A 2,552-nucleotide genomic window follows, 5' to 3' on the forward strand; every position below is an offset into this window, starting at 1 on the left:
GCGGATACACCGCAAGACGTTTGCGGCGAGGCAGGGCTGGCGCTCCACGGAAAGCCTCGGGGTCTTTTGACCCCGAACGTCAGGCGGAACGGAAGGAGAGCCCCCGGAACATGGACCCCCTCCGTCCTTATGGGGTGGGCGAATCTGTGGGATGCACATGTCGGGAGAAGATGCGTGACGTACCGGGCTGTGATGCTGAATGCCGGTCCCGGAAAGCGACGAAACGCAATCATCCCGAGGCAGAGGGTCCGAAGTCGGGGTCTGTAGGGAGGAAAGCTCCCGAGAGAACGCCAAACGGGGCGCTGGAAAGCGTCAGTCATATTTCATTCGTTAGAGGCGATTTCCAGTGCCCCGTCCGGATGATGCAGAGGTGTAAAACCACGGCGGGCACCGCGCGGGGACGATTTGCATGCCCGCTCGGCTGCCCGAAAACCTTTACATCCGCCCTTTCAGCACTAGGTCGAGGCTGAAACGCCGCCTCAGAGGCGAAAGGATGACCAGATGCTCCATGGCAATCCGCCCACCCCGGGCAACGAGACGATCCGCACGTTGCGGGCCGAGGTTCCCGTCAGCGCGACGCTGCATGTCTGGCTGAAGGCGACGGGTGCGGATGCGCCGGGGCGGATGGCCTTCCTGCTCGGCGGCGACAAGATCGGCGAGGTCGAGGTCGGCAATGCCGAGGAATATGTCTTTCGCACATTCGTCGCCACCAGTGGCGGCGATCTCGCCTGCGTCTACGACACCGCGACCACCGCCGTCTCCGTCGCCTATTTCTTCAATGCCGCCGAAGTGGTCGATCATGGCATCACCGTGATGCATACGAGCCTTGCCAATGCGCCGGCGCCCGTGCCGAACGGCTATCATTTCCGCCCGCCCTTCGGCTGGATGAACGATCCCAACGGCTTTGGCCGCTTCGGCGGGCGCCCGCATCTGTTCTACCAGCATTATTCCCACGGACTGCGCTGGAACACCATGCATTGGGGCCATGCGATCTCCGAAGATTACATCCACTGGCATCACATGCCGATCTTCCTGTTCCCGTCCGAAGACTTGATGGCACGTCCGGACCGGCGCGGCGGGGCCTTCTCCGGCTCTGCGATCCCGATTGAGAACGACGGCGGAATCCGCGTCTTCTTCACCGAGCAGGTGATCGAGCGCGAGCCGGAAATCCAGATCCAGTTGACCGCCACCTCGCACAACATCATCACCGCCAGCGAGGCGCAGGTGATCCTCGCCAATCGTCCGTCCGGTCTCGGCCTGACGCTGGATTTCCGCGATCCCTATGTCGTCAAGGGGCCGGACGGCCTGTGGAAGATGGTGCTCGGCAGCCTGAGCGGGCAGGGCGGCGTCATCCTGCTTTACGAGACCGATGATCCGACGGCGGCGAGCGGCTGGCGCTTCGTCGGCACCCTGCTGCTGGAGGAGCGTTTTGGCACGGCGGTGATCGAATGCCCGTGCCTGCTGCCGCTCGATGGGCCTGCCGATGATCCGAAGACCCGCTGGGCGCTGAGCTACGGACTGGTCAACAGCACCCATGCCGAGACCGGCCGCAAGAACCTGACGCTGGTCGCGGTCGGCCATTTCGACGGTGTGCGGTTCCTTGCCGATTTCGAGCAGGAACTGGATTTCGGTACCGACAACTACGCTTTTCAAGCCTTCGTCGATGGCGAAACGCCTGTCGGTATCGGCTGGCTCGCCAATTGGGCCGATGTCTCCCACGCCATCGATTTCCCCACCGCCATGACCTTGCCGAGACTGATGCTGCTGGAAGGCGACACTATCTTGACGCCGCCGGTTCCCGCCGTGAAGACCCTGCGGTCCGGCTTGCTGGACGAAACAGCGTTGCTGAAGGGCGAAACCGTGCCGCTCGGCACCGGTGCGGTGGAAATCGTGCTGGACCTTAACGCCGCCGGTGCGCCGTTCACGCTGCATTTCGATCACCCCGGCACGACGCTCGGTGTGCATATGGGCGAGGAGGGTCTGTCGATCCTCTACCAGCGTCCGGACGCTGAAAACACCCCGCGTTACCTGGCGCGCGGTGCCCGGCCGTCGTCGTTGCGCATTTTCCTCGATGCCGGTTCGATCGAGGTCTTCGCCGACAACGGCCGCTGGTCCGGCACCAAGCGGCTGGAGGGTTTCGAGCCGGTGCGGTCGGCCCGTCTGGAGGCGCAAGCGGGCAGCGCTCGCTCCGCCGTGATCCATGTGCTGGCGCTGTGAGAGGTTAAGGATCGATCGAATTTGGTTCAAAACGTCTTTTTAACGTTTACCGGTTAGTAATCTCTCCGAAAGTGAGAGACCTGAGCGATGCGTATTGCGTTTATCGTCGCCCTGCTGCTTCTGACCGGTTGCGCGACTGCCCCGAGACAGACCCAGAACGCCTGCGCGATTTTCGAGCAGCGCGACGGATGGTTCAACAACTGGCAACGCGCCGCAAACCATGCGTCTCGTGAATATGGCGTGCCCGTGCCGATCCTTATGGCGACGATCTATACCGAATCCGGTTTCCGTCCCAATGCCCGCCCGCCGCGCACCAAGCTGCTCGGTTTCATTCC

At 62.8% G+C, this 2,552-nt stretch carries 1 protein-coding gene and 1 pseudogene; both read left to right on the top strand.

Annotated features, from left to right (window positions below):
• Positions 1-501 precede the first annotated feature (501 nt).
• A complete protein-coding gene (locus tag VL202_RS07930) occupies positions 502-2,217 on the top strand; it encodes a glycoside hydrolase family 32 protein (RefSeq protein WP_325463587.1) in 1,716 nt (571 codons plus the stop codon).
• An 87-nt stretch (positions 2,218-2,304) separates the two neighbouring features.
• Positions 2,305-2,552: pseudogene (locus VL202_RS07935) on the top strand (hypothetical protein); the annotation flags it as partial.

Source organism: Pararhizobium sp., from assembly GCF_035497515.1.
Classification (GTDB): domain Bacteria; phylum Pseudomonadota; class Alphaproteobacteria; order Rhizobiales; family Rhizobiaceae; genus Pararhizobium.